Annotated in this window: 32 protein-coding genes; 10 read left to right on the top strand and 22 right to left on the bottom strand. The window is 45.3% G+C overall.

Features of this window, described 5'->3' with window-relative positions:
* The first annotated feature begins 126 nt into the window (after positions 1-126).
* Entirely contained in the window at positions 127-777 is a 651-nt protein-coding gene (locus tag ICN35_RS09330; protein ID WP_215295910.1) for a 50S ribosomal protein L25/general stress protein Ctc, read from the top strand.
* Between the two features lie 103 nt (positions 778-880).
* Positions 881-1,471, top strand: coding sequence for an aminoacyl-tRNA hydrolase (gene pth / locus ICN35_RS09335; protein ID WP_216127014.1), 591 nt, complete (start codon positions 881-883; stop codon positions 1,469-1,471).
* Positions 1,472-1,480: 9 nt separating this feature from the next.
* Here the strand turns inward: pth and ICN35_RS09340 are convergent, their stop codons facing one another.
* Genes ICN35_RS09340 through ICN35_RS09360 form a run of 5 tightly spaced genes read right to left on the bottom strand, consistent with a single transcriptional unit; the run spans position 1,481 to position 5,606 of the window.
* Positions 1,481-1,747, bottom strand: a complete 267-nt coding sequence (locus ICN35_RS09340) for a YfhL family 4Fe-4S dicluster ferredoxin (RefSeq protein ID WP_216127017.1) — start codon at positions 1,745-1,747, stop codon at positions 1,481-1,483.
* Positions 1,748-1,763: 16 nt separating this feature from the next.
* Positions 1,764-2,261, bottom strand: coding sequence for a pantetheine-phosphate adenylyltransferase (coaD, locus tag ICN35_RS09345; RefSeq protein ID WP_215295913.1), 498 nt, complete (start codon positions 2,259-2,261; stop codon positions 1,764-1,766).
* A gap of 36 nt (positions 2,262-2,297) precedes the next feature.
* Complete coding sequence (gene rsmD, locus ICN35_RS09350; protein ID WP_216127020.1) at positions 2,298-2,894, bottom strand: 16S rRNA (guanine(966)-N(2))-methyltransferase RsmD; 597 nt, start codon at positions 2,892-2,894, stop codon at positions 2,298-2,300.
* A 10-nt stretch (positions 2,895-2,904) separates the two neighbouring features.
* A complete protein-coding gene (locus ICN35_RS09355; protein ID WP_216127023.1) occupies positions 2,905-4,242 on the bottom strand; it encodes a pitrilysin family protein in 1,338 nt (445 codons plus the stop codon).
* Positions 4,242-5,606: a pitrilysin family protein gene (locus tag ICN35_RS09360; RefSeq protein ID WP_216127026.1), complete on the bottom strand. Its 1,365-nt coding sequence runs from the start codon at positions 5,604-5,606 to the stop codon at positions 4,242-4,244. The genes ICN35_RS09355 and ICN35_RS09360 overlap by 1 nt, the downstream gene beginning before the upstream one ends.
* 63 nt (positions 5,607-5,669) lie before the next feature.
* Between ICN35_RS09360 and ftsY the strand changes: the two genes are divergently transcribed.
* On the top strand, positions 5,670-6,560 hold the full coding sequence (ftsY, locus tag ICN35_RS09365) for a signal recognition particle-docking protein FtsY (protein ID WP_216127027.1): 891 nt from the start codon (positions 5,670-5,672) through the stop codon (positions 6,558-6,560).
* Between the two features lie 91 nt (positions 6,561-6,651).
* Positions 6,652-7,581, top strand: coding sequence for an RNA polymerase sigma factor RpoH (gene rpoH / locus ICN35_RS09370; RefSeq protein ID WP_216127029.1), 930 nt, complete (start codon positions 6,652-6,654; stop codon positions 7,579-7,581).
* A gap of 14 nt (positions 7,582-7,595) precedes the next feature.
* Here the strand turns inward: rpoH and ICN35_RS09375 are convergent, their stop codons facing one another.
* Genes ICN35_RS09375 through ICN35_RS09395 form a run of 5 tightly spaced genes read right to left on the bottom strand, consistent with a single transcriptional unit; the run spans position 7,596 to position 11,619 of the window.
* Positions 7,596-8,186: an SCO family protein gene (locus ICN35_RS09375; RefSeq protein WP_215295919.1), complete on the bottom strand. Its 591-nt coding sequence runs from the start codon at positions 8,184-8,186 to the stop codon at positions 7,596-7,598.
* Position 8,187: 1 nt separating this feature from the next.
* Entirely contained in the window at positions 8,188-9,081 is an 894-nt protein-coding gene (gene cyoE / locus ICN35_RS09380) for a heme o synthase (RefSeq protein ID WP_216127031.1), read from the bottom strand.
* Positions 9,078-10,181 carry a heme A synthase gene (locus tag ICN35_RS09385; RefSeq protein ID WP_255535788.1) on the bottom strand — a complete coding sequence of 368 codons (1,104 nt, stop codon included), beginning with the start codon at positions 10,179-10,181 and terminating at the stop codon, positions 9,078-9,080. The genes cyoE and ICN35_RS09385 overlap by 4 nt, the downstream gene beginning before the upstream one ends.
* On the bottom strand, positions 10,181-10,837 hold the full coding sequence (locus ICN35_RS09390; RefSeq protein ID WP_216127033.1) for a hypothetical protein: 657 nt from the start codon (positions 10,835-10,837) through the stop codon (positions 10,181-10,183). Before ICN35_RS09390 ends, ICN35_RS09385 begins: the two co-directional genes overlap by 1 nt.
* Positions 10,834-11,619 (bottom strand): SURF1 family protein, encoded by a 786-nt coding sequence (locus tag ICN35_RS09395; protein WP_255535789.1) that lies wholly within the window; start codon positions 11,617-11,619, stop codon positions 10,834-10,836. The genes ICN35_RS09390 and ICN35_RS09395 overlap by 4 nt, the downstream gene beginning before the upstream one ends.
* Before the next feature lie 24 nt (positions 11,620-11,643).
* Between ICN35_RS09395 and ICN35_RS09400 the strand changes: the two genes are divergently transcribed.
* A complete protein-coding gene (locus ICN35_RS09400; protein WP_215295923.1) occupies positions 11,644-11,856 on the top strand; it encodes a twin transmembrane helix small protein in 213 nt (70 codons plus the stop codon).
* A 75-nt stretch (positions 11,857-11,931) separates the two neighbouring features.
* Here ICN35_RS09400 and ICN35_RS09405 read toward each other — a convergent pair whose 3' ends face one another.
* From ICN35_RS09405 to ICN35_RS09435, 7 genes are all read right to left on the bottom strand, one after another.
* Positions 11,932-12,786 (bottom strand): cytochrome c oxidase subunit 3, encoded by an 855-nt coding sequence (locus tag ICN35_RS09405; protein WP_216127034.1) that lies wholly within the window; start codon positions 12,784-12,786, stop codon positions 11,932-11,934.
* Between the two features lie 28 nt (positions 12,787-12,814).
* Positions 12,815-12,979 carry a DUF2970 domain-containing protein gene (locus ICN35_RS09410; RefSeq protein ID WP_215320960.1) on the bottom strand — a complete coding sequence of 55 codons (165 nt, stop codon included), beginning with the start codon at positions 12,977-12,979 and terminating at the stop codon, positions 12,815-12,817.
* Positions 12,980-13,005: 26 nt separating this feature from the next.
* Positions 13,006-13,590 (bottom strand): cytochrome c oxidase assembly protein, encoded by a 585-nt coding sequence (locus ICN35_RS09415; protein ID WP_215295925.1) that lies wholly within the window; start codon positions 13,588-13,590, stop codon positions 13,006-13,008.
* A gap of 15 nt (positions 13,591-13,605) precedes the next feature.
* Entirely contained in the window at positions 13,606-13,737 is a 132-nt protein-coding gene (locus tag ICN35_RS11425) for a cytochrome oxidase small assembly protein (protein WP_215295926.1), read from the bottom strand.
* Complete coding sequence (ctaD, locus tag ICN35_RS09425; protein ID WP_216127038.1) at positions 13,721-15,340, bottom strand: cytochrome c oxidase subunit I; 1,620 nt, start codon at positions 15,338-15,340, stop codon at positions 13,721-13,723. The genes ICN35_RS11425 and ctaD overlap by 17 nt, the downstream gene beginning before the upstream one ends.
* A gap of 42 nt (positions 15,341-15,382) precedes the next feature.
* Complete coding sequence (gene coxB, locus ICN35_RS09430) at positions 15,383-16,540, bottom strand: cytochrome c oxidase subunit II (protein WP_215295928.1); 1,158 nt, start codon at positions 16,538-16,540, stop codon at positions 15,383-15,385.
* Positions 16,541-16,720: 180 nt separating this feature from the next.
* Positions 16,721-17,521 carry a methyltransferase domain-containing protein gene (locus ICN35_RS09435; RefSeq protein ID WP_255535790.1) on the bottom strand — a complete coding sequence of 267 codons (801 nt, stop codon included), beginning with the start codon at positions 17,519-17,521 and terminating at the stop codon, positions 16,721-16,723.
* Positions 17,522-17,544: 23 nt separating this feature from the next.
* Between ICN35_RS09435 and ICN35_RS09440 the strand changes: the two genes are divergently transcribed.
* Together ICN35_RS09440 and trmL are read left to right on the top strand one after the other, a co-directional pair.
* Positions 17,545-18,288, top strand: a complete 744-nt coding sequence (locus ICN35_RS09440; protein WP_216127041.1) for a ComF family protein — start codon at positions 17,545-17,547, stop codon at positions 18,286-18,288.
* Between the two features lie 29 nt (positions 18,289-18,317).
* Entirely contained in the window at positions 18,318-18,788 is a 471-nt protein-coding gene (gene trmL, locus ICN35_RS09445) for a tRNA (uridine(34)/cytosine(34)/5-carboxymethylaminomethyluridine(34)-2'-O)-methyltransferase TrmL (protein ID WP_216127050.1), read from the top strand.
* Positions 18,789-18,801: 13 nt separating this feature from the next.
* Here trmL and ICN35_RS09450 read toward each other — a convergent pair whose 3' ends face one another.
* The 4 genes from ICN35_RS09450 to ICN35_RS09465 are packed head-to-tail and all read right to left on the bottom strand — an operon-like array spanning position 18,802 to position 21,077.
* Entirely contained in the window at positions 18,802-19,824 is a 1,023-nt protein-coding gene (locus tag ICN35_RS09450) for an NAD(P)H-dependent glycerol-3-phosphate dehydrogenase (protein ID WP_216127052.1), read from the bottom strand.
* Positions 19,825-19,847: 23 nt separating this feature from the next.
* On the bottom strand, positions 19,848-20,372 hold the full coding sequence (gene secB / locus ICN35_RS09455; RefSeq protein ID WP_216127054.1) for a protein-export chaperone SecB: 525 nt from the start codon (positions 20,370-20,372) through the stop codon (positions 19,848-19,850).
* A gap of 28 nt (positions 20,373-20,400) precedes the next feature.
* Positions 20,401-20,655, bottom strand: coding sequence for a glutaredoxin 3 (gene grxC, locus ICN35_RS09460; protein ID WP_216127056.1), 255 nt, complete (start codon positions 20,653-20,655; stop codon positions 20,401-20,403).
* An 8-nt stretch (positions 20,656-20,663) separates the two neighbouring features.
* A complete protein-coding gene (locus tag ICN35_RS09465) occupies positions 20,664-21,077 on the bottom strand; it encodes a rhodanese-like domain-containing protein (protein ID WP_216127058.1) in 414 nt (137 codons plus the stop codon).
* Positions 21,078-21,099: 22 nt separating this feature from the next.
* Here ICN35_RS09465 and gpmA point away from each other — a divergent pair, with 22 nt between their 5' ends.
* Genes gpmA through ICN35_RS09480 form a run of 3 tightly spaced genes read left to right on the top strand, consistent with a single transcriptional unit; the run spans position 21,100 to position 24,002 of the window.
* A complete protein-coding gene (gene gpmA, locus ICN35_RS09470) occupies positions 21,100-21,789 on the top strand; it encodes a 2,3-diphosphoglycerate-dependent phosphoglycerate mutase (protein ID WP_216127060.1) in 690 nt (229 codons plus the stop codon).
* Positions 21,790-21,797: 8 nt separating this feature from the next.
* A complete protein-coding gene (locus ICN35_RS09475) occupies positions 21,798-23,231 on the top strand; it encodes a S41 family peptidase (protein ID WP_216127063.1) in 1,434 nt (477 codons plus the stop codon).
* Between the two features lie 18 nt (positions 23,232-23,249).
* Positions 23,250-24,002: a HesA/MoeB/ThiF family protein gene (locus tag ICN35_RS09480; protein ID WP_216127066.1), complete on the top strand. Its 753-nt coding sequence runs from the start codon at positions 23,250-23,252 to the stop codon at positions 24,000-24,002.
* A 3-nt stretch (positions 24,003-24,005) separates the two neighbouring features.
* On the opposite strand, the gene ptsP is transcribed toward ICN35_RS09480, so the two are convergent.
* Positions 24,006-25,757, bottom strand: coding sequence for a phosphoenolpyruvate--protein phosphotransferase (ptsP, locus tag ICN35_RS09485; RefSeq protein ID WP_216127069.1), 1,752 nt, complete (start codon positions 25,755-25,757; stop codon positions 24,006-24,008).
* Between the last annotated feature and the right edge of the window lies 1 nt (position 25,758).

The raw sequence follows: 25,758 nt of genomic DNA on the forward strand, positions 1-25,758 counted from the left end.
CCGTTTTTTGCGGGTTCTTAGGCGTTTTTTGAGCATTTGTAGGCAAAAATCCCCATTCACACGATATAATCGAAGGCTTTTCTGTTTGGTCGCGAACGGAAATTAACCTTAATAGGGAAATTGAATATGAAAGTTGTAGCCTTTGAAAGAAGCGTACAGGGAACGGGTGCGAGCCGCCGTCTGCGCAATTCCGGCAAGACTCCGGGAATCGTTTACGGTAGTAAAGATCCAGCCTTGGTCATTGAGTTAGACCATAACGCGTTGTTCCATGCTCTCCGCAAGGAAGCATTCCACTCATCCATTTTGGATTTGGAAATTGGTGGCAAAACACAAAAAGTGTTGTTACGCGATTACCAAATGCATCCATTTAAGCCATTGGTTTTGCACATTGACTTCCAGCGCGTTTCTGCGACTGAGAAAGTTCACATGCGCATTCCATTGCACTTCACTAATGCTGACACATCGGCTGCTGTGAAATTGCAAGGTGCTGTTATTAGTCACATCCTCAATGACATCGAAATTTCTTGCTTACCAGCAGACTTACCAGAGTTCATTGAAGTGGACTTGAGCAAAATTGAAGTGGGTCATTCTGTTCATGCGAAAGACCTGACATTGCCAAAAGGCGTTACTTTGGTATTGCATGTTGAGCAAGAAAACCCAGTGCTTGCAAACGCACGTATTCCAGCTGTTAAAGCCGCTGAGACTGAAGAAGCTGCACCTGCAGCCGCTGCAGCTCCAGCAGCTGCGCCTGCTGCTGATGCAAAGGATAAGGCTTAATTCATTAAGTCATCTGTTTGCGAGAGAAGCCCGCGCAAGCGGGCTTTCTTTTTATCCCTTTGCTCTTTTTGTAGAAATCAACTTATATCTTTACACTCTCATCATGATGAAATTAATTGTTGGCCTGGGAAATCCTGGGGATGAACATGAAGAAGATCGGCACAATGCTGGCTTCTGGTTTGTCGACGTCTTGGCAAAACAATTGAACGCTCGCTTTGAATCAGAAAAACGTTTTCATGGAAAAGTAGCTAAAGCGAAATGGGAAGGTGAAGATCTCTTTTTACTTAAGCCTGGCACCTACATGAACCTGAGTGGCCAAGCCGTTGGAGCTCTTTGTCGCTTTCACAAAATTACACCTGCAGATATTTTGGTAGTGCAAGACGAACTTGATCTCAAACCGGGAACAGCACGCATCAAGCTTGGTGGTGGCACTGGTGGACACAATGGTCTCAAAGATATTCAAGCACACCTAGGCACGCCTGACTACTGGCGTCTGCGTCTAGGTATCGGGCACCCAAGGGATGTGGCTGGTGAGGGTCGTCCGATGGAGGTTGCTGACTATGTTTTACGTAGACCGCAATTAGCGGAACAAAAACTCATCAACACCAGCATTGAAAATGGTTTACAAATTTTGCCGCTATTTTTAAAAGGCGATACCCAAACTGCCATGATGGAACTGCACTCTAAGGGCTAAGCTGCTTAGTTAAACTGAATTCGCTTTTTTGGCGGCAGTTAATAGCTTGAACTTCACCATTAACTGCTCTTGGGTTTCAGTATGTGCGGGGTTAAAGGGGATGCAGTCTACTGGACATACCTGACGGCACTGGGGCGCATCATAGTGACCCACACACTCAGTACATTTACTGGGGTCAATCTCATAAATCTCTAGCCCCATATAGATTGCATCGTTGGGGCATTCTGGCTCACACACATCGCAATTGATGCATTCGTCGGTAATCATTAAAGCCATTTTTTACTCGATGGCTTTACTTAGAATTTTGATTGGCAGCCGCAATCTTTTGAACAAGCCACTTTTCCACAGACGGGAAAACGAACTTACTGACATCGCCACCCATAGACGCAATCTCACGCACAAAGGTACCAGAGATAAATTGGTACTGATCAGATGGAGTTAAAAACAGGGTTTCTACATCAGGTAGTAAATAACGATTCATCCCTGCCATCTGAAACTCATACTCAAAGTCAGATACCGCACGCAAGCCACGCACGATAACGCGTGCATTGTGCTCGCGCGCAAAATCTTTTAGCAAACCTTGAAAGCCAACCACCTTCACATTGGAGTAATGCCCAAGCACTTCCTTAGCAATATCAATCCGCTCATCCAAAGTGAAAAAAGGATGCTTGCTACGACTTGAGGCAACACCAACAATCAACTTATCAAAAATACTAGATGCTCGACGAACCAAATCCTCGTGACCACGTGTAAATGGGTCAAATGTTCCAGGGTAGACAGCGACAGTCATAACTCTCCTAAGGCTTTAACGGCTATAGGCAAGAGTTTAGCCCCTTACACTCCGAAATAGACAGGCTTTTACCTGCCCAGCCTCTAAGTATTTTCCACAATGCCAGCTTGGCAGTAGGGCTTCTATCTCTTCACGAGGACGATTTGAGGGAAATTCCACATAAATTCCGCCCCCGATGGAGTCATCACAAATTCTGCCAGCTTCGATGACAGCACGGTCAAGTAATGTCCCATCCTGAAAAGGAGGATCAATAAAAATCAGATTCGTTGAGCGGTCAGGCTGTTGACTTAAGAACTCCACACTGTCTCGCTGCAAAATTTCTACCACTGCAGATACTGGCGAGGATTGCAACAGCGCAAAATTAGACACTAAGTTCGCATGGGTCTTTTTATCTTTTTCGAGAAGCACTACCAAATCTGCACCCCGTGAGGCTGCCTCAAAACCAAGAGCGCCCGTTCCTGCAAATAAGTCCAAAGAAGTGAGGCCTGTCAAATCTTGACCAAGCCAGTTGAATAGAGTTTCTCGAATACGATCTGTAGAAGGTCGCAAACCTGGTAAATCTAAGACGATTAACTGGCGACTTCTCCATATACCACCGATAATGCGCACTTTCTTTGGCGGCTCTGCCTTCATCGGCTTTGACTTATTTATTTTGAGCCCCCAAGACTGCAATCTTCATTCGATCCATCGCCAGATATTTTTGGAATGCAGCAGTCACCTGCTCCAAACTAACAGCCTCAATTTGTTTAGTCCAGACTTCCATCGTATCAAGTGGCAAATCATTCCATGCGATAGAGGAGACGTTATCCAAGAGTTTGCGATTGTTATCAATACGTAATGGATAACCATTGATCAAATTGGCTTTTGCTGCAGCAAGTTCACTGACGGTCGGACCATCCGTAATAAATTTTGCAATAGTGTCACTCATCACCCCAAGCGCCATAGAACCCTGATCACTCTTGGTCTGTAGACCGGCCTGAAAAATACCGCTAGCTTTGCCTGGAGCGAAATAACTAAAAACACTATAGGCAAGGCCACGCTTCTCACGAACCTCGTTCATCAAACGGGACACAAATCCACCGCCACCCAAAATGTAATTTCCTACAAGTAAGGGGAAATAATCAGGATTATTCCTCGCTACTGCCGTCATACCCATCGCGATATGGGCTTGCTGAGAATCAAATGGAATCTGTACCTCTCGCTGAGCCAAAGGCTCTACGGGTGAACGTTGAAGTTCAGGTAGAGGCGCAATTGCTGATCCTGATTGCGGAATTCTTTTTAATAACATTTGTACGACTTCATTTGCCTGAGTCGAATTTACGTCACCCACAATGCTGACGATCATCCGATCGCCACGATAAAACTGTTTATGAAACTGCTGTAAGTCTGTAGCAGTAATCGCACCAACCGATTTTACTGAGGGAGTATCAGCCAAAGGATAAGCTCCGTAGACCATTTTTTTGAAACGGCGCTCTAAAACATACTCTGGTTTAGTTTCTGCTTCAAGCAAGCTGGTGATAGTTCTTTGTTTTTCCCGCGCAAGAATATTGGCATCATAGGTGGGCGAACTCAACATAGAGGCTGCCAATTGCACAGCCCGATCACGCAAATCTTTTCTACTTAAAGTCCGGATACGCAAAATGGCGCGCTCGCCACTAACTGATAAACCAATATTTGCACCCAAATCAGCAATCTCATCCGCAATTTGGGCCTCATTTAACAAGCCCCTATCGCCACGTACCCCATAATTCATCAGGCCTGCGGTCATGTCGGCTAAGCCACTTTTGCCAGCAGGATCATAACGATCGCCGGCATCTATGCTGACCTCAATATCAACCATCGGCAATGCTTTGGTTTGTACTAGAAAAGCTTTGGCACCTTTATAAGCATCCAGTTTTTCAATTGGCAATATGGCATTTGCACTAGCGATGAAACCAAAAGCTAAAAAATAGGATGAAACGATTTTCGTGAGGGCTCTCATTATTTGCCCTCCTTACCAACGGTCTTGCGTGCCTGTGGATCGAGTACAGCAATCGTCAAGCCTTCATCGACCAAGTATTTTTTGGCAACCGCTTGGACTTGCTCCGGAGTAATGGTTTGCATTTTCTCCAGCATATAGTCAATATCCTTCCAAGAAAATCCAGCCATTTCAGTACTGCCAATTTCCATCGCCTGACCAAAAATAGAATCTCTCTTATAAATTTGTTCTGAAAGAATGCGCACCTTAATGCGCTTGAGTTCAGACTCCAAAATCCCTTTTTGCTTGATCTCATCCAACGCTTTGCGAATGCTCGCCTGTGCCTGTGAAACCGTTTTTCCTTTAGTCATAGTGGCACTAATCAGAAATAACTCGGGTCCACGAGAGACCATGTCATAACTAACACCTACATCGTTCACGATCTTTTCTTGCTTTACTAACGTGCGATTCAAGCGTGCATTGTCATAACCATCCAGCACTGCGGTTAACAACTCAAGTGCATATGGCTCAGGATTATCCAGCTTGCCAGGCTCAAGACGCGGTGCTTTCCAAGCCATCGCCAATTGCGCGCTATCTGCCGGTGCCTTCACTTGAACTTGCTTTACTCCTTTTTGCGGTGGCTCGACTTGTGGCTTACGCACTGGTAGCTCTTGTACAGGAACGGCGCCATAATATTTTTCTACCAATGCCAAGACTTTCATGGCATCAACATCACCAGTAATGACTACAGTTGCATTATTTGGCTTATACCAATTGCGGTACCAATCCCTTGCATCAGAAGCTGTCATATTCTGTAAATCATTCATCCAGCCAACTACAGGATGACGATATGGTGAGCTCATATAAGCGGTTGCCATGAGCGATTCATTGAGAAGGCTATTAGGATTATCTTCAGTGCGTAAACGCCGCTCCTCCATCACTACCTGAATTTCTTTTAAGAACTCAGCGTCATCAAAATTTAAGTTGGACATTCGATCTGCTTCTAGCTTAATCACTTCATCCAACTTTGATTTTTCAACTTGCTGAAAGTAAGCGGTGTAATCGCGAGAAGTAAATGCATTTTCACGCCCACCAACCGCTGCTACTAAACGTGAAAACTCACCTGCTTTCACCTTGTCAGTTCCCTTAAACATCATGTGCTCAAGGACATGCGCCACACCAGTTCGACCATTGATCTCATCCATCGAACCTGCGCGATACCAAACCATATGGGCCACAGTTGGGGCACGATGGTCTTCCCTCACTATGAGCTTCAGTCCATTACTTAACTGAAATTCGTGTGTATCCGCCTGATCTTTGCCTGTAGCCCAAGACAATGGCGCAAACAGTAAAAATAGGAAAGAAATTCGGAGTAAATTAGAACGCATCTGCTGAATCACCATATCCCAAGAATTAAATTGATAAGATGCAAGGATTAAATTGTATCGATTATGTTCGGCTTACGTAAAACCCTCGGATCCCTATTCAAATCTAGCAAGACTGACGAAGCTTGGTTTGATGCCCTAGAAGAATCACTGATTCAAAGTGATGTGGGGCTGCCGACGACTGAGCAATTGATCGGCAAACTGCGCAAAGCAGCAAAGTCTGAACAAGCCTCCAGTCCAGAAGAACTTCAGGCACTACTCATTCAAGAGGTTGGAGACCTATTGCAGGTTTTAGAAGCATCACCAAACCCTTTATTTTCAAGCCAGCAAGATACTATTCCAGAAGTTTGGTTGGTCGTTGGCGTTAATGGCGCAGGTAAAACTACCACTATTGGCAAACTTTGCAGGCGCTTTCAGTCTCAAGGTAAATCAGTACTCTTGGCTGCAGGTGACACTTTTAGAGCAGCAGCGCGCAATCAACTTCAGGAATGGGGTGGTCGCAACCAAGTTGATGTCATTACTCAAGAGGGGGGTGATGCAGCAGCAGTTGCACATGATGCAATCCACTCGGCGATCTCTCGTAAAACCGATATTCTGATTATTGATACTGCAGGACGCCTTGCCACCCAAGACCACCTTATGGAAGAGTTAAAAAAGGTGAAGAGGGTCATCGGCAAAGCCCTTCCTGGGGCCCCTCACCACACTCTCTTGGTTTTAGATGGCAATACTGGTCAGAATGGCTTAAGCCAAGTGAAGGCATTTCATGCTGCCCTGGGGCTCACTGGAATCATTGTTACCAAGCTCGATGGCACCGCTAAAGGCGGCGTTATCTGCGCCCTTGCCAACACCCTCAAAGATAGCCCCGCACCAGCAGTCTTGGCGCTTGGTAAAGGAGAGGGTATTGAAGATTTAGTCCCATTTACTCCCGGGCAATATTCTTCAGAATTATTCAATTAATTCAATAACTAACAGACTATACAAAGCATTAGCACTCTCTTGACAAGAGTGCTAAAATAGACTCCTATTAACTTTTTCTATTAATAAAAAAATGGTTCAAAAGAAATCTGACAAACCGAATATGCAAAGGCTGCCTGTAGCGCAGGCTGCAGCGGCGTCTGCATTTCCTATGCTGCCATCCCTTGGGGTTGGCACTCTTGACTCATACATTGCGTACGTGAATCGTGTGCCGATGCTGAGCGCTGCAGAAGAGCTGCATCTAGCGCAGGAGTTTCGTCGTACTGAAAATGTAGAAGCCGCTAAAACTTTGGTGCTCTCCCATTTGCGTCTCGTCGTTTCTGTTGCACGCCAATATCTTGGCTATGGCATTCCGCATGCTGATCTCATTCAAGAAGGCAACATCGGCTTGATGAAAGCAGTGAAACGTTACGACCCAAACAATGGCGCCCGTTTAGTGTCATATGCAATCCATTGGATCAAAGCAGAAATTCATGAGTACATTCTCAAGAATTGGCGTTTGGTCAAGATGGCAACGACTAAAGCACAACGCAAATTATTTTTTAACTTACGCAGCAACAAACCCACCTTGAGCGTACTCACTCCTGGTGAGGTTGATGCATTAGCAAAAGCCCTCGATGTGAAAGGCTCGGACGTTAAAGAAATGGAAATGCGTCTTGCTGGTGGCGATGTTGCCCTTGAGGGCGATGACAGTGATGAAGAAGCTGCCTATGCACCAATACAATGGCTTGCTGATAACAGTCAAGAGCCCACTGAACGTATTGCTCATGTAGAAGCCGATGCATTACAAGGTCCTAAATTAGATCAAGCCTTGATGGCTTTGGACGAACGCAGTCGTAATATTGTGCAGTCACGTTGGTTAACTATGGATGCTGACGGTAATGGCACTAAGACTTTGCATGACCTTGCTGCAGAATATGGCATCTCTGCAGAACGTGTGCGTCAAATTGAAACAGCCGCCCTCAAAAAGATGCGTGGCATGTTGCAAGCTGAAGCGGCTTAAGCAGCCTTAGCAACTTACTTTAGAAGTTCTTTCAAGTCATGCGCCAAGGTCTCCGGACCTTGCGCATGCTTGATATATAAACGTAAGCGCCCTTCGGGATCAAACGCATAACTACCCGCCGTGTGGTCGATGGTGTATGAACCTGGGCTAGTTCCTGGCACTTTCTTGTAATAAATTTTGAAGTCTTTGGTAACCTTTTCTAACGCGACTTCATCTGCTGGGCGTAAGCCAAGAAAACGGGCATCAAACGAGGGAACGTATTGCTTCAGAATGGTGGCCGTATCACGCTCAGGATCAACCGTTACAAATAGCACCTGCACCTTATCTGACTGCGGCCCCAATAAGGTCATGACCTGCTGCATTTCAGTCAAAGTAGTTGGGCAAACATCAGGGCACTGAGTGTAGCCGAAGAACATCACAACAACTTTACCTTTAAAGTCATTGAGCGTTCTAAGCTTGCCATCAGGGTCCAGCAAACTAAAGTCCTTACCAAACGCTGTGCCACCAGTGATATCAATATTTTTGAACTCTGGCTTTGGACTACAGGCTGCCAAAATCATCAGCAATGAAGCAATGAGGCAACTGCGCAAAATGGTGAGCTTCATCTTAGAGAAAGTAGTGATCTATGAGCAATACTGCAAACAGCAAAGACAAATAGGTGATTGAAAAACGAAAGGTCTTCTTGGCCAATGCATCGCTATAGGTAATAAATAGCGCAATCACGTAAGCCAGGAATATTAAACCGAGAATAATTGCTGATATCAAATACAGCATGCCACTCATGCCATAGATATAAGGCAATAAAGTTGCTGCAATCAAAATCAGGGTGTAGAGCAAAATATTGAGCAGCGTAAAACGCTCACCATGAGTTACTGGGAGCATTGGCAAGCCAGATTGCACATAGTCATCGCGACGATATAAAGCTAAGGCCCAAAAATGGGGTGGCGTCCAAACAAAAATAATTAATACCAAAAGCCAAGCTTCAGCAGAAAGTGTATTAGTGACTGCAGCCCAACCTAAGGCTGGCGGCATGGCACCAGATAAACCACCAATCACAATGTTCTGTGGTGTTGCCGGTTTTAGTAGCCAGGTATAAATCACTGCATAGCCTACAAACGTTGCAAAGGTGAGCCACATTGTTAGTGGATTACAAAAAATCCACAAGATAATCATTCCCAAAGCACCCAGAATGATAGAGAAAACAATAATATGGAATGGAGTGACTTCACCTGTTGCAGAAGGGCGCCATGCAGTGCGCCTCATCTTGGCATCGACCGCCTGCTCAATCAAACAATTCACCGCAAATGCAGCGCCTGCTAATAACCAGATACCTACAACACCTCCAATGAGTACTGGATACGGAACCATGCCAGGTATTGCCAAGAACATGCCAATCACTGCACAAAAAACTGCGAGCTGAGTCACCCTAGGTTTTGTTAAAACCCAGTACTGACGCCAACGTGGCATCGGTACTGTAGCGGATCTTTTCGGTGTGCTCATAATGACTTCCAAGAAGACCAATAACTCATTCTGACTAAACAGAATACCAAAGCAGCAGACCCCGCGCTATGTAATAAAGCAGCTAATAAAGGCCACTGAAATACAACATTGGAGATACCAGTCAGAATCTGTAAAGCAAGCAGGCTAAATAAGAGCTTGCTGAAGCGTTTCAGCCCTGGTATTGCTGGAGTTGCAAGTTGCAGCGCCCTCCAACCCAAGAATGAGAACACTACGAATACCAACACTGCAAATAAGCGGTGCGCCCAGTGAATTGTCTGCAGCGCAACTGGAGAAATAAACTCACCTTGCGCATTTAAACCCAGTTGACGCCACAGCGTAAAGCCCTCAATCCAATTGGTTTCTGGCCAAGCAGCACCTAAACACGTTGGAAAGTCGGGACAAGCCAAAACGGCGTAATTGGTACTAACCCAAGCGCCCAAGAATACTTGAATCACGAGTACTATAAAAGCCGTCAATAAAAGAGCAGCTGGCAAAGGTTTGATACGCAGTGTACGTACTGTAGAATTTTTTTCTTCCCAAGCTTGTTGAGCATAAGCAGTTAAGCAAGCCAATAAAAAAAGGGCCAACATTAAATGAATCGTCACAATGATGGGTTGCAATTTGAGTGTCACAGTCCACGCACCAAAGGCTCCCTGAATGCAGACCAATAAAAGTAAACCCAGACTAACAAAGAAGGGGGTTTTACCCAAAGCCTTTACTTTGTTAAATGCCAGTACTACTTGAACCAAAATCAATGCACCTACAGTCATCGCTAAATAACGGTGGATCATTTCAATCCAAGCTTTCATGACAGTTACGGGGCCACTGGGTAAGGCGTTTTCAGCTTGTTGTATATCGCTCAATGCATGAAATGGATTAGATGTGCCATAGCAGCCAGGCCAATCTGGACACCCCAAACCTGAGTCCGTTAGGCGCGTAAAAGCCCCAAATACGATCAGATCAAAAGTCATAAACACCAAGACCCAATTGAGTTTCTGAAAAAAACTATACCCCCGTCTAGTCCAAAGATAAGCCAATGGTAGCCCTGCAAATACTATGGCAATAGCAGCCAACTCCAAGAACAAAAGAAGATTGGGCATTACAAACTTTCACCCTTGTGATTTAACTTTAAGAGCTTTTCTAAATCTTTTTTGATACTAGCAAATTCTTTAGGAGAGTTTGTCACTGGAAAGTACATCATCTTCGCTGGGCTTGGATCAATCAACTGAATCTCTTTTCCAGCGCCCTCTTTATTCAGCCACGCATTAAATTCAGCTCGTGACTTAGGATCTGCAGGCAGTGGCACCACCTTAAGTCCCGCAGTCTGTTCGTCATAAGCCTTCAAAAGCTCAGGGTCTACAAGCTTGCCACCTGTATTGACCCAAATCAGCTGAACGCGCTTACTTTCTCTACCCATTGCCACTCTGGTTTGGCGCATTAAAAATAATGCTTCAACACACTTTTCATCTTTAATTTGGCATTCGCCTGCAGGTCGTGCAATCAACAAAGTCCACTTGCCTTGCAAGGGTGCATCGAGCCAAGCACCATTAAATTCTTGGGCTGGATAAACCAAGGTACCAAAATTTGTTTTTCCACCCTCAGGCTTAATCACATAGTAAGCAAAGTAGGATGCGAGCACCGGGCTAGCGCATGCGAGCAATAGCAACAGCATTTGAATTCGGCCACGACGAGTCCGCGCATTGATTGCTGATGCATCCATCTGTGAAGCTGGAATTAATAACTCTTTATCACTCACTCTTGATCCCCATTCACATCCTGACGCCTATATTGCCGCAGGCCAGTAATCAACCAAAATAAGAAACCAGCAACTGCTAGCGCAAACCACTGGAATGCATAAGCATAATGGCGATCGACTCCAGTTGTCAGAGGAGCCCACTCGCGTAATAAACCATCATCGATGCCCGTATCAATCTCTCTCAAAATAAAAGGGCTTTGAGACCAAGCTCGTAGCATGCCCTCGCCTACTAAATCAAAATTTTGCTCAATTCGAGGCTTACCAGTATCTGTGGGGGGCTTACTTTCGCCCAAGGCATAGACCTTGCCAGGATGGGCGAATACAATCCCCTCAATATTGACCACATTGGCAGGCGTTTTAACCGGGGGCAGCAACTCTCGGTCAGCACTATTGCGCGGCGCCCAACCTCGATTGACCCAGAGCACTTCATTGCGACCCTCTAAACGCAAAGGCATCATTAAAAAGAAACCGGATTGTGATGCCGTGCTCCCAGCAGGAGGCATTGGTCTTGGCCGGTTATCCAACCAAATAGCCGCCTCCGGAATATATTGGCCGCGAGCAATCATGCGACGCTCACTTGCATCTTCTAGAGTTAAAGAGCTTGAATTGACGCTCAATATTGGCATCTGTTGCCGAGCTAATAAATGAGCCGCCAAGACAATCTTGTCCTCAGCCCTGCTCAACTGCCAAATACCCGCAGCACAAGCAATTGCAATGACCAGCAAGGCTGATACAGTAGCAACTATGCGCTTAGCAATGAGAGCAGTAAAAAGATTATTCAAGAGATTTAAAAATAAGGATTTAAGATGAAGTGGATTATTCCGATTGTCCTACTAATGATTGTTGCTAGCTTAGGTTCAGCCCTGTATTACATGATGAAGGATAGGGGCAATAGTTCCAGAATGGTTCGCTCACTCATGCTACGTATTGGTCTATCGCTTGCGCTATTCATCGGGATTCTGTTGGCTCACTACTTTGGCCTAATTGAATCTACAGGCATCAAAGTAGGCACAAACTAAACCGGCTATTCCGGCTATTAATACTGGGATACCTAAAAATCAATCGGGGCTTAACGCCCCGATTTTTTATTCAACTTACATCCAGTAAACAGCGATATAAAGACCAAGCCAAACAACGTCAACGAAGTGCCAATACCAAGCAGCGCCCTCGAATGCAAAGTGATGCTTAGAAGCAAAGTCGCCACGAATCATACGACGCAAGACAATCGCCAACATAGTGCCACCAAGAAAGACGTGGAAACCGTGGAAGCCAGTCAACATAAAGAAAGTGGATCCGTAGATGCCTGAAGTCAGCTTCAAGTTCAACTCATGATAGGCATGGTAGTACTCGTAAGCCTGAAAGCCTAAGAAGATAAAGCCTAGACCAACTGTAGCAGCCAGAGCAATGATGGCCTTCTTCATGTGGTTTTCAACCAGAGCATGATGCGAGATAGTAATTGTGACACCAGAGCTCAATAATAAGAAAGTATTGATGGTGGGAATAGGCCAAGGACCCATCGTCGTGAATTTCTCAACCAAACCAGCAGGGCCATCATTAGGCCAAACTGCTTGGAAATTAGGCCAAATCAATTTGCTTTCAACATCGCCCATCCAAGGCATTGCAATATTCCGCGCATAAAAAAGAGCGGAGAAGAATGCAGCAAAGAACATAATTTCAGAGAAGATAAACCATGCCATCGACCAGCGATAAGAAATATCTACGTTGACACCATTCTTGCCAGAATTCGATTCGGCGATCGTATCGCCAAACCAGTTGTAGAGCACAAATAAAATCCATGCCACGCCAACTAAACTCATAGCGCCACCCCAAGAGGTGTGATTGACCCAACCAGTCATACCATAGCCAAAGGCGATTAAACCAATAGCAGCCATGGCTGGATGTCTAGATAGTCCAGGGACGAAATAGTGTGGGGTTGAATTGGATGACATCTTATTCTCTCTATCAATCAAAAAATAATCATTGGGACACAACTGCTTTCACTATCAAGAGCAGGATAGCCATAAAAATCAAGGCTCCAACAACACCCGCAATAATAATGTGTACAAAACTTAATGACGCTACATCTTCCTGCAAACCTGATTTCTTACGCACTCCCAAAAAACCCCACATCACGGCTTTCATAGACTGCGTAAAACTACTTTTTTTCTTCACGAAACTACCTTTGATTTTGGCGCTGGTGGAGTACCACCTAAACCTAACTCAAAGAAGGTATACGACAAGGTGATCGTTTTCACATCATCTGGCAAGCCTGAATCGATTACAAACACTACTGGCATCTTCTTAGTTTCATTGGCTGCCAAAGTCTGCTCTTGAAAACAAAAACATTCCAGCTTAGTAAAAAACTCAGTAGCACTTTTTGGCGCATAACTGGGGATTGCTTGAGCGCGCACGGAGCGACCAAGATTATTGGTAACTTCGTAAACAATCTCTGTCATTTCACCAGGATGTACTTCTAGAAAATTCTTTACTGGCTTAAATGTAAATGGTCCGCGGCTATTAGAGTCAAATTCAATTGTGACGGTACGGGCATAGTTCACTTGCGTATTGCCCACCTTGTTAGGACTAAATGCCCTAACGCCATAATCATTTTTGCTCGTGACAACATTAATACCAGTAACTTCACACAATGCCTTATACATTGGCACCAACGCATACCCAAAGCCGAACATCATTACTGAAGCAATGAGTAGCTTCAGTAAGATTTGGCGGTTAGCAGATTGAGTAACTATCATGTAGGCAAAGTGGGATTAACCCAAAAAGCTCCACTTCATCACAATGCCAATAAAGAACACTGCAGCAATGCTCAAAAGAATGAGCCCTAAGCGACGATTATTCGCTGCTAGGGCTTGTTGAGAAGACGTATTAAATTCCTGCTTCACGCAACTGCTCTGCACTAGGAGGTGTTTCAAAAGTGTGGTGTGGGGCTGGTGAAGCGACAGTCCACTCTAAACCCTTAGCACCATCCCAAGGCTTGGCTGGAGCCTTCTCACCATAGCCGCGATAAGCAGGCAGTGCTACAAAGAACAAGAAGTACACTTGCGCCAAACCAAAGCCGAGCGCTCCAATCGAGGCAATAGAATTGAAGTCAGCAAACTGAGTTGGGTAGTCTGCATAACGACGTGGCATACCTGCGAGACCCAAGAAATGCATAGGGAAGAAGGTAATGTTAAAGAAAATCATGGAAGCCCAGAAGTGGATCTTGCCGCGAGTTTCATTTGCCATATAGCCAGTCCACTTAGGGCACCAGTAGTAGAAGCCTGCAAACATCGCAAACAAGGAACCCGCTACCAAAACATAGTGGAAGTGCGCTACAACGTAGTAAGTATCTTGCAGGCCAATATCAATCGGAGCCATTGCCAGGATCAAGCCAGTAAAGCCGCCCATCGTAAAAACGAAGATAAAACCAATAGCCCACAGCATTGGAGTTTCAAAGGTCATCGACCCTTTCCACATAGTTGCGACCCAGTTAAAAATCTTCACACCAGTTGGTACAGCAATCAACATCGTTGCATACATAAAGAACAGCTGGCCAGTGACCGGCATACCCGTTGCAAACATATGGTGAGCCCAAACGATGAATGACAAGATCGCAATAGACGATGTTGCATAAACCATGGAACTGTAACCAAACAAGGTTTTTCTGGAGAAAGCAGGAACAATTTCACTGACGATTCCAAATGCCGGAAGAATCATGATGTAAACCTCTGGGTGACCAAAGAACCAGAAAATATGCTGGAACATGATTGGGTCACCGCCACCAACAGCAGAGAAGAATGAAGTGCCGAAGTGACGATCAGTCAAAACCATCGTAATCGCACCAGCCAAAACAGGCATCACCGCGATCAACAAGTAAGCAGTAATCAACCAAGTCCAACAGAACATTGGCATCTTCATCAAAGTCAAACCAGGAGCGCGCATATTCAAAATGGTAACGATGATGTTGATCGATCCCATGATGGAAGAAGCACCCAACAAGTGGAGTGAGAAAATTGCCATATCCATGCCAGGACCCATTTGTGAGGTCAAAGGTGCATAGATAGTCCAGCCGCCTGCAGGTGCGCCGCCAGGAACCAGGAATGAGCTCAACAACAAGGTTGCGGCGACTGGCAGAATCCAGAAGCTAAAGTTATTCATCCGCGCAAATGCCATATCCGATGCGCCAATTTGCAATGGCACCATCCAGTTAGCAAAGCCAACGAAGGCTGGCATGATCGCACCGAACACCATCACCAATCCGTGCATCGTAGTTAATTGATTAAAGAACTCTGGACGGAAGAATTGCAAACCAGGCTGGAACAATTCCAAACGAATTCCCAAAGCCATCAGGCCGCCAGCTAATAAGCTAACAAACGAGAAGATCAGGTACATCGTGCCGATGTCTTTATGGTTGGTTGCGAACAACCAACGGCGCCAACCATGTGGCGTGTGATCATCGTGCGCATGATCGTGTGCGTGATCGTGGGTAGTAGAGACTGTGCTCATGAATTACTCCGGTTTCGTTTTATCTATATTAGTTAATCTGAATTACTTGCCGCCGCGTGCAGTAATAATTTCCTGGGTCTGAATGACTTCACCCGTCTTATTGCTCCACGAGTTACGGGTATAGGTCATGACTGCAGCGATATCGCCATCAGAAATCACGCCAGCCCATTTCGGCATCGCGCCCTTTCCATTGATCAGGATATTGAATTGGCCAGCTTTTGGACCCAAGACCATCTTGCTGCCATCCAAAGCTGGGAATGCGCCTGCACCTTTGCCATTTGGCTGGTGGCATGCTGCACAGTTCGCTGCATACACTTTGGCACCGCGTTCTTTTTGCTCATCCAAGGTGTAAACCTTGGAGGGATCTTCGCCTCCAGCGCCCATCTCTTTCTTTTTCTGCGCAACCCAAGCCGTGTAATCCTCTTCTGAAACTACTCTTACAACGATTGGCATGAAAGCGTGCTCTGCACCGCAAAGCTCAGAACACTGACCGCGGAATGTGCCGATGGTTTCTGCTTTAAACCAAGTATCGCGAACAAATCCTGGAATGGCATCTTGCTTTACGCCAAACGCTGGAATAGTCCATGCGTGAATCACATCGTTCGCTGTAGTAATCAAACGAATCTTCTTGCCAACAGGCACAACCATTTCGTTGTCTACTTCCATCAAATAGGTATTTGATTTTGGTGCGAGGTTGTTAATTGCTTCGCGTGAGGTAGCTAAGGTAGATACGAAGCTAATGCCTTCACCTTCACCTTTGATGTAGTCGTAACCCCACTTCCACTGATAACCAGTAGTCTTAATCGTGATGTCAGAGTTTGTAGTGTCTTTCATTGCAACAACTGTTTTAGTTGCTGGTAATGCCATACCGATCACGATGAGCAAGGGAATGACTGTCCAAATAATTTCAACAGTTGTGCTTTCGTGGAATGATGCTGACTTATGCCCCAATGATTTGCGGTGCTTCAAAATCGAATAAAACATGACGCCAAATACGCCAACAAAAATAAGTGCGCAGATCACCAACATCATCCAGTGCAACCAATGGATTTCTTGCATGATTTTGGTTGCTGGGGCAGCGAAATTCAGCTGGTTTACAGCTGGGCCACCTGGCATATTTTCAGCAGCGTATGCAAAAGCAGTGCCGAAGGCTGCTGCAAGATAGAGCGAAGCCCTAGTGACTTTTCCAAATAAATTCATCTTATTCTCTATTGATTGTCGTGAGCACTGCAGCAAAATGCACCACAGAATGCTCAAAATGCGGTCTAAAGCCAATACATCAGCCAATGATTATAGGGTTAATTAAGTTCAAGAACAAACAAGGACAACCCAGCTCTATTCAATCTTGATCTAGGTTTAAATGATAGTAAACACTTACACTTAAGCAGGATATTGCCTAGTCTTGCGTCCAATTTGATTTACATCAATATAGGCAACGCTATCCTCCGCCTTTGCAAGGTACTTGCCAAGAGCCCAGGCATGTCCATAAACCACCTCTAAGGTGAGTTTTTGAGGCAAATCTGCAATTTCATGCTCTGTATTCGCGGTTGGGTTGGCCAATTTCAGTGCCTGCACATCGGCCATTAAAAGTGCTGGCTTTTCATAATCAAGAGTCAGGAGCTCCATGTCCATTACGGGATCTGAAAAACGCTCTGCCATCAGAGCATCTCCCATATCGTGCATATCCCAAGGGCTTAATAAATTTTTAAACTGAAAAGATGGGGCTTGTAGAGGGCGCAACTCTTTCCCAGTGTCGGGACCCAGATAGCTAAATGCAATGAGGCCGCCCTCACGCAACACGCGCCAACACTCCTGCAAAAAATATTTGGGATCGGCAAGGTCTTGTAATAAAAGATCACTAAATACCAAATCAACAGAATGGTCAGGAAGATCAAATTTTCCTGTGTTGAGATAGTCTGCCATGGAGTTAGTTCTGCTGGTACGCAAACATGATCGCCAATTTGCAAATACCTTAGTGCGCCACAACTGAAAACTAGATAGGCCTTCTTCAGTAATGCTATGAATACGGGCTTTTGGAAAACGTTTTGCAAAAGAAGAAAAGTGTTTTCCAGAAAAATCGGGGATGACTAAAACATCTTTGGCATCTAATTTGACGATATCAAGCTTTTGCAACATGCGGTCTGCAATTTCGTCTTGTAACCATCTGATTGGCTGGGTCATTGGCTCAGTATACTCATCGCCCCATGCAATTTCTAGAGAAGCTTGTTTATTCAATCAGCGCACAAATATTGCCGACAGCTTGTATCGCCTGTCAGCAATTTCAAGCGCAATACATTTGCAATTTATGTCTGAATGTACTGGAGAGTAATAGCCTTATTCATTACGAGTGTTGTTATCAATGTGGTATTCCACTTCAATTTAAAGAACTTCCTGGGCAGCATTGCCTCCACTGCAAGCAGCATTCTCCGTGGTATGACGAAACTCATTGCCTTGATCGTTATAACGGTATTTTGCAAGATGCTTTGCACCAACTTAAATATCAGAAACGAATTGCATTTGCGCATGGGCTAGCTAAAGCGTGGAATCAAATTCAATCTACTCGATTAGAGCCATATTCTGCAGACTACTTGCTTCCCGTTCCCTTGAGTAGAGAAAAATTACTCGCCAGAGGATTTAATCAAAGCTGGGAGATTGCAAGAAAAATTTGCTCCAACAAGGACATGCAAAAGTTGCCGTATGCCTTAAAACGTCATCATCATATAAGCCATCAAGCGCGCAACACTTTATATGCGAGGCATGATGCTATTCATGAGATGTTTTATATTGATACTCAATATGTGGATCGCTTGACTGACAAGACGGTCATTGTCTTTGATGATGTCATGACCAGTGGCGCGACACTGAACGAAATTGCGCGTATTCTCAAAGATATTGGAGTGTTACGCGTGATTAACTGGGTATTACTGAGAACCACTAGACTGACTTGATCATTTGCTAAATGAATTGAAAATGCAGCATGTTTAATATTGTTTTATTCGAACCTGAAATTCCGCCCAACACGGGGAACATCATTCGCCTCTGTGCTAATACGGGAGCCAAACTGCATCTGATTGAGCCCTTAGGCTTTCCAATGGAAGATGCTAAATTACGTCGGGCAGGCTTGGACTATCACGAGTTTGCGAGTATTCAAGTACATACCAATTGGGCGCAGTTTTTAAAAAATGAACAGCCTGATCCTCAACATCTTTTTGCTTTAACTACCAAAGGCGGCGGAAAGTTTCATGATGGTCAGTATGTTGCCAGCGATTACTTCGTCTTTGGCTCTGAGACCAAGGGCATTACCGATGAGGTGCGCAACTCCATTCCTACAGCAAATCAAATGCGTCTAGCAATGCAAGATAGCAGTCGCAGCCTGAACTTATCTAATACGGTAGCTATCGTGGTCTACGAAGCTTGGCGCCAGAATGGTCTTGTCGGTGGTAAGTAAAGCTACAGGTGACTTAGGATTCAATTTTGGGGTCGCGACCCATCAGTTTTTTTAATGCTTCTTTGGGATCAAGCTTACTAGAAAGCACTTCACCCATCATCGCTGTAATTGGCATCTCTACATTTAAACGTTTTGCAAGATCGCCCACTGCGGCTGCACATAAAACGCCCTCTGCAACATGACCTAAACTTGCCAAGATCTGTTCTAGGGACTTGCCTGAGGCCAACTCAAGACCTACACGGCGATTGCGAGAAAGATCCCCCGTCGCAGTCAAAATCAGATCGCCAACGCCTGTTAAGCCCATACAGGTTTCAGATTTACCACCGGCAGCTTTTACTAAGCGCATCATCTCTGCCAGGCCTCGAGTGAGTACTGCCGCACGCGCATTCAAACCTAGATTTAAGCCATCGCCAATACCTGCAGCAATCGCCAATACATTCTTCACTGCGCCACCTAATTCAACGCCAATCAAATCATCACTTGAATACACCCGCATATTGCCGTGATGAAAAGCTGTCTGAACAATTTCACACAGTTGGGTTGAAGCACTGGCAATCGTTAATGCGCAAGGCATACCGGCGCCAACTTCGTGCGCAAAGCTCGGTCCAGATAGAGCGCCATAAGTATGTTTCAAGCCATGGCTGTATAACTTGTCTTCACGCTCAACCACCTGGTGTGGTAACAATGCTGTGGATGGCTCTAAGCCCTTGCACAACCAAACAATGTTGAGCGGGTGCTGGGCAACTTTGAGAGCATGAGCAATGGTATCTGAGAGCCCAGACATTGGAGTTGCAATCACTAAAAGATCTTCAGGCCCAAGTCGTTTGATAGCAGCTGCAAAATCACTTTCCAGGAGCAAATCTTTTGGCAATGAAATGCCTGGTAGATAAGATTGATTTTCGCCACTTTGTGCGATTGCTTGCAATTGTTTTTCACTGCGAGACCACAAGCACACATCTACCGCCCGAAGCTGACGCGCCGCCTGAGAGGCCATTGCAGTGCCCCAAGCACCAGCACCGAGCAGCGTCACTTTCATCATCTGTGACCTAGCTGTTGTGCTCAATTTGGAAGAATAATTTTACTTTCATCTGCACTGTCACCCGCATTGCCGCCAGCTGCTTGCTGTGCTTGCATTAATCTGTGCTCGTACATGCCATGAAAATTAATTTCATTTAGATGAATGGGCTGGAAGCCCGCACGAGTAATAACGTCAGCCATATTCGAGCGCAAGTATGGATACAAAATCGTAGGGCAAGTGATGCCCAACATGGGATTCACTTGCTCAGCAGGAATGTTGTTGAATTCGAAAATACCAGCTTGATTACCCTCAACTAAGAAGAGCACCTTGCCTTCAACACGTGCAGTTATGGTGGAGCTTAATGCAACCTCAAAGAGTTCATCACTCATGCGTTTAACAGCAACGTCGACCTCAACTTGCACCTGTGGTTCAGCAATCACTAGGAAGATTTCAGGCGCATTCGGTTGCTCTAAAGATAAATCCTTCAGGTAAATTCGCTGAATGCGAAATGAAGGATCATTGGATTCAGCTCCTGCTGCATTAGGAGTGGAAGATTGTTCAGTCATCACAAACTTTCTTTATGTTTTTAGTCTATCAAGCCAATAAAGGATCGAGCTTACCAGCGCGATCCAAAGCAACTAAATCATCATAGCCACCAACATGAGTCTCGCCAATATAGATTTGCGGAACAGTGCGACGACTAGTGCGAGTCATCATGATTTCACGCAGTGCGGGATCGCGATCAATCAAAATCTTTTCTAAATTACTGACACCTTTTTTAAGCAACAGTTTTTCTGCCATAACGCAGTATGGGCAAACCGTAGTGCTGTACATCGTTACTTGCGGCATAGATTCCCTTACTTAACCAATGGGAGAACGGCCGTTTTCCAGGCTTGAACGCCACCCTCTAAAACGCCAACCTCAACAAATTCGAGCTTTTGTACTTGTGCCAAGGCTTTGCGTGACTGGCTACCGTTATCGCAAACCAATACCAAGGGACGTTTACGATCCAATTTCAAGGTTTCAATCGCACCAATCAGATTCGCCATGCTGGCTAGCTTTGCGCCCGGTAAATGCCCTGCTTTAAATGCTTCCTCGGTGCGCAAGTCCAAAACATGGGCCTTGCGGCGGTTTATCCAAATCGTCGCCTCAGTAGGCGACAAGCCTTTTCCGCTAATAAGCGTAGATAATGTAGGTAAGAAGAGCGCTGCGCCCGAAACCAGCAAGAGGGCAATCAGCGCTAAATTATCAATTTGCGTGAGAAAGTTCATCACCGGATTATAGAATGGCTCTATGAAACAACTTGTCCTTATTCGTCACGGCGAATCCGCCTGGAACCTTGAAAACCGCTTCACTGGCTGGGCTGACGTTGACTTAACCCCAAAAGGCGCAGAACAGGCCCTAGCTGCAGGGAAAAGTCTCAAAAAAGCAGGCTATGAATTTGACATTGCCTATACCTCGGTTTTAAGGCGCGCTATACGAACACTGTGGCACATTCAGGACGCCATGGATCTGATGTGGATCCCAGTAGTACATAGCTGGCGCTTAAATGAGCGTCACTACGGTGCGCTGACTGGTCTCAATAAAGCAGAAACTGCGGCCAAGTATGGCGATGAACAAGTCCATATTTGGCGTCGGTCCTATGATGTTCGCCCACCCTTACTTGAAGCACATGATGAGCGTAATCTCAAAAATGATGGTCGTTACTCAAAATTAAATGCTGCCGATATTCCGCTTGGCGAGTGTCTGAAGGACAATGTTGAACGTGTACTACCACTTTGGAATGAATCTATCGCTCCAGCCCTCAAAGCAAATAAGCGCGTATTATTAGTAGCTCACGGTAATAGCATTCGCTCTTTAATTAAGTATATTGACGAGATGTCCGATGAGGCCATCATGGAAGTCAATGTACCCAATGGCATTCCACTGGTTTATGAGTTAGATGACAACCTCAAACCAATTCAACATTTCTATCTGGACTAATACAAGACATGCGTCAATTTCTTAAAAACTTTGCTCTCATTACGGTTGGCCTGATCGCAGGTGTAGCTGCCACTATCCAGCTCTCTGCAACAGCCCAACAAGGCACGCAGCTGCCCTTAGATGAACTCCGCACACTTTCTAATGTATTTGCGCAAATCAAACGGGAGTATGTAGAGCCGATTGAAGACAAGCAACTGTTAACGGATGCTGTCAAAGGAATGGTAAGCAGCCTAGATCCTCACTCCACTTTCTTGGATAAAAAAGATTTTTCTGAAATGCAGGAACAAACTTCTGGGAAGTTTGCTGGTTTAGGAATTGAAATTACTTCAGAAGATGGTGTTGTTAAAGTGCTCAATCCCATTGAAGATAGTCCTGCTGCCCGTGCAGGCCTGCAAGCAGGAGACTTAATTACCCGACTCGATGATAAGCCTGTGCGTGGTATGTCTCTTGATAAAGCGGTACGCACTATGCGTGGCACACCTGGTACAAAAATTACCCTGACTGTATATCGCAAGAGTGAAGAACGTAGCTTTCCAGTCACCATTACCCGCGCAGAAATTAAGGTGCAATCTGTCAAAGCCAAAATTTTGGATAACGATATTGCCTGGGTTCGGGTTACAAGCTTTCAAGAACGTACCGTTCCTGATCTAGCAAAAAAATTAACTGATCTTGCCAATCAAGATCCAAAACTCAAAGGCATCATTCTTGACCTTCGTAACAATGGTGGTGGCTTATTGCAAGGTGCAGTCGGTGTAGCGGCAGCCTTTCTTCCAGCCGATGCGGTTATTGTTTCAACCAAAGGACAAGCAGCTGACTCCAAGCAAGTATTTAATGCGACGCCAGCGATGTATCGCCTGAGTGAGCCCGGCGATCCATTGGCAGGTGTACCTGAAATCTTCAAAAAACTTCCGATGGTCGTTTTAGTGAACGCCTATTCAGCTTCGGCATCTGAGATTGTTGCGGGCGCTTTGCAAGACTACAAACGTGCAACCATTATTGGAAAAACTACCTTTGGTAAGGGCTCAGTGCAAACCGTTCGCCCACTGACCAATGACTCAGCTCTGAAGATCACCACTGCGTATTACTACACACCTAGTGGCAAATCTATTCAGGCTTATGGTATCAAGCCTGACATCCCCGTAGATCAAAATAAAGATGGCGATCCAGATGATGTATTGATTACCCGTGAGATTGATAGTGAAAAACACCTCCGCAACAAACAATCTGCAGAAGATAAGCTGATTAAAGATCGGGAACAACGCCGTCTCGAAGAGTTACAGCGCATTGAAGAGAAAAATGCCAAGAAAACGTCTGAGGAAAAAGAGAAAGAAAAAAATAAGAAGCCTCCTGAGCTTGGTAGCGCGGATGACTTCATGCTCAGTCAAGCCCTTGCGTTTATTAATGGGCAACCGGTGAAGCGCTCTTCTTCCAAGCTTGAGTAATTCTTTTTTGGTCTGTTAATGAATGATGCGCAGCTACTTCGCTACTCCAGGCATTTACTGCTTGAAGATATTGACGTTGAAGGGCAAGAGAAGCTCTTAAATGCACATGTGTTGGTGATTGGTGCTGGCGGCCTAGGTAGCGCAGCTGCCCCCTATCTTGCGGCTGCCGGGGTAGGGCATATCACCCTCGTAGATCATGATGATGTTGAACTGACTAATCTACAACGCCAAATTATGCATACAGAGGCCATGGTGGGTAAAAGTAAAGTTGTCTCAGGCAAGCAATTCTTGCAACAACTCAATCCAGGCATTCAAGTTGAAACCATTCAATCAAAAGCGAATTTATCCTTATTAGATGAGCTTCTACCGAGCGTAGACATTGTTTTAGATTGCACAGATAATTTCTCAACCCGACATCTCATTAATGCCAGTTGCGTTCAACACCAAAAACCTTTAGTTTCAGGATCTGCATTACGCTTTGATGGTCAAGTCTCAGTATTTGATCCCCGCGATAAACAATCTCCCTGCTATGCCTGCATCTTCTCACCCGAAGAAACATTTGAAGAGGTGAGTTGTGCCACGATGGGCATCTTCTCACCACTTGTCGGCATTATTGGCACCATTCAAGCAGCACAAGCTTTGCAAGTATTAATTCAATTTGGAGAGCCCCTCATAGGGCGGATGTTGCTTTGGAACGCGCGCACTACTCAGGTAGATCAGATTCGCATTACACGCAACGCTGACTGTCCAGTCTGCAGCAAAAACCACTAAAGCCTAAGCTATTAAACGCTCTAAAGCTTTTGCTTGAGCCTCTGGCTCATAAGCCTTCAGCACTCTAGGTAATCGGGACTTCAACATCCCTACGTTAGCTTGCAGAATCTCACGCTTTACTAGTAGCAGTTGACTGAAATGCATCGAGAAATCCGTTAATCCCATTGCGAGCAATAGTTTGGTTAAGGTAGGATCACCAGCCATCTCACCACAGACTGCAATCGGCACATTAGCACGCTTTGCCTGCTCAATAATATTTGCTAATAAATGCAAAATGGCAGGATGCAGGGGATCATACAAATGTGCTACTGCATGGTCTGCACGATCAATTGCTAAGGTGTACTGAATTAAATCGTTTGTTCCGATGGATAAGAAATCAAAACGATTAATAAACAAAGGCAAGACGAGAGCAGCAGCCGGAATTTCAATCATGGCGCCAACTTGAATATTCGGATTGAAAGGCTGTCCACGTTGTAATAATTGTTGCTTTGCTTTTTCGATCAAGCGAAAAGTTTCATCGATTTCTTTTGCATGCGCGAGCATCGGAATCATGATGCGTGCCTGACCATGAGCAGATGCTCGCAAAATAGCCCTAAGCTGTGTCAAGAAAATTTCTGGCTCTGTTAGTGACCAACGAATCGCCCGCAAACCCAATGGTGATGTGCCCGTTTGCGATACATCGGTACCGCCTGCACCTAGTGCTTTATCAGCACCTACGTCAATAGTTCTAATATTGATTGGCAAGCCATGCATCAAATCAACTACACGGCGATATTCTTGATATTGCTGCTCCTCATCTGGCAATGCTTGCTTGCGATCCATAAATAAGAACTCGGAGCGGAATAGACCAACACCAACAGCACCTAGTTTTACGGCTTGCACAGCATCTTCGGGCAACTCAATATTGGCAAAGAGTTCAATATCTACTCGATCAAGCGTTTCTGTTTTGGCATGTTTTAGTTGCTGAAGCTTGCGAGCCTCTTTTAATACCTGAGTTTGGAGTTTGCGATATTCAGCTAATAAGTGTTCATCAGGAGCAACTACTACTACGCCCTGCTCGCCATCCAAAATCAGCCAATCACCATGGCGAATCATTTCACTAGCATGGCGCACACCGACTACTGCCGGAATTTCCATACTTCGCGCAACAATAGCGGTATGCGATATTTTACCGCCTAAATCAGTAACAAAACCAGTAAAGGCATGCTCTTTGAAGCGCAACATATCATGTGGCGCAATATCGTGAGCAACAATGATGGATTCGACTCCAACCTCACTCGATGGCAAGAAATCAGATTCGTTGAGCGCATCTTTCTGTGCATTAAGCGCCTTAATCACACGCTCAGCCACCTGACGAATATCATTTGCGCGCTCTTTTAAATAAGGGTCTTCAATCTCAGAAAATTGCTCTAAAAGATCATTTAACTCTGTAGTCAAAGCCCAAGCAGCATTTAAGCGCTGAGTACGAATGAGCTTGATGGGTTTCTCGGCCAACGCTGGATCAGCCAGGATCATGCTGTGCACATCCAAGAATGCCGCCATCTCTTGCGGAGCATCCTTGGGCAATCCCAAGCGCAACTGAGCTAGCTCTAAACGTACTTGATCAAATGCATCTAATAATTTTTGGGCTTCAGCGTCTTCTTTGCCAGACTCAACTAAATAATGACTAACCTCTAAAGCTGCTCGCGAAATCAGTACCGCCTTGCCGATAGCAATGCCTTTTGATACCGGAATGCCGTGCAGCGCGAACGTCATT

It is taken from the genome of Polynucleobacter sp. es-GGE-1 (assembly GCF_018882005.1).
GTDB lineage: Bacteria > Pseudomonadota > Gammaproteobacteria > Burkholderiales > Burkholderiaceae > Polynucleobacter.